Below are 1,453 nucleotides of genomic sequence, written 5' to 3' on the forward strand. Positions count from 1 at the left end.
CCCCCACGGACGCGCCGCCCCCGTTGGCGGGCGGCACCGCCGGCCCCCGCGCCCTGCGCCCGCTCCTGGAGACGGTCGTGGCCGCGCTGGGGGAGGGGGCCGCCGCCCGCGGCGGGCCCCTGCCCTCCGGCGGACCGGAGGCCGTGGCCGACCGTCTCGCCGCCCGGTGCGGGCCGGTCCTGCCCGAGGAGGGCGGGGGCGCCGAGGAGGCCCTGCACACCCTGGTGCGACTCCTCGCGGAGGGCGCCGCCGACCCGGCCGACCCGCTGTGCACCGCCCACCTGCACTGCCCCCCGCTGGCCGTGGCGGCGGTCGCGGACTTCGCGGCCTCCGTCCTCAACCCCTCCATGGACTCCTGGGACCAGGCTCCCGCCGCCTCCGCCCTGGAGGCCCGCACGACCCGGGTGCTCGCCGCCCTCGTCCATCCCACCGGGCCGGACCCGGACGCCCTGGTCACCACCGGTGGCACCGAGGCCAACCAACTCGGGGTCCTCCTCGCCCGCGAGCGCGCCGGGGCGGGGTCCGACGACACCCGCCCGCTGCGGGTGGTCCACGGCGCCAACGCCCATCACTCGGTGCCCCGCGCCGCCTGGCTGCTCGGCCTCCCGCCCGCTCTCGCGGTGCCCGCCCCGCGCGGTGTGCTCGACCCGGCCGCGCTCGCCCGCACGCTGGACGCCCTGGACGGCGAGCCGGTCCTGGTCGTCGCCACCGCCGGTACCACCGACACCGGGGCGGTGGACCCCCTCCCCGCCGTCGCCGGGCTCGCCGCGGCGCGGGGGGCCCGGCTGCACGTGGACGCCGCCTACGGGGGGCCCCTGCTGTTCAGCGACACCCGCCGGGGACTGCTGGACGGGCTGGAACGCGCCGACACGGTCGCCCTCGACCTCCACAAGCTGGGGTGGCAGCCGGCGGCGGCCGGACTGCTCACCGCCCCCGACGCCGCCGGGTTGGCGGCCCTGCACCACCGCGCCCCCTACCTCAACGCAGAGGACGACACCGAGGCGGGCCTGCCCGATCTCCTGGGGCGTTCCCTGCGCACCACCCGCCGTCCCGACATCCTGAAGGTCGCGGTCACCCTGCGGGCGCTGGGACGCTCGGGCATGGCCTCGCTGATCGACGCCGCGTGCGCCGCGGCCGAGCGGTTGGCCGGGCAGGTGCTCGCCGAGCCGCGGCTGGAGCTGTACGCCGAGCCGACCATCAGCACGGTCCTCTTCCGACCCGTCGGGGCCCGTGACGAGGAGGTCGCGGTGATCCGACGTCGGCTGCTGCACGGGGGGATCGCCGTGCTGGGCCGGGCCCGGGTGCCGGATCGGGACGGGGCGGGAGCCGAACGCCTGTGGCTCAAGGCGACCGTCCTCAATCCCCTGGTGGGCCCGGACGCCACGGCCGGACTGCTCAAGCTCGTGCTGGACACCTGTGATGCCGTGGGCGTCCCCGCCGATCCCTCCCTTCC

General features: G+C 78.4%; 1 protein-coding gene. It reads left to right on the top strand.

Annotated features, from left to right (window positions below):
• Nucleotides 1-23 precede the first annotated feature (23 nt).
• Nucleotides 24-1,453: pyridoxal phosphate-dependent decarboxylase family protein (locus FOE67_RS25590; protein ID WP_182667194.1), on the top strand; the 1,430-nt coding region annotated here is incomplete at its 3' end.

It is taken from the genome of Streptomyces calidiresistens (assembly GCF_014141525.1).
In the GTDB taxonomy this organism is placed as follows: Bacteria; Actinomycetota; Actinomycetes; order Streptomycetales; family Streptomycetaceae; genus Streptomyces; species Streptomyces calidiresistens.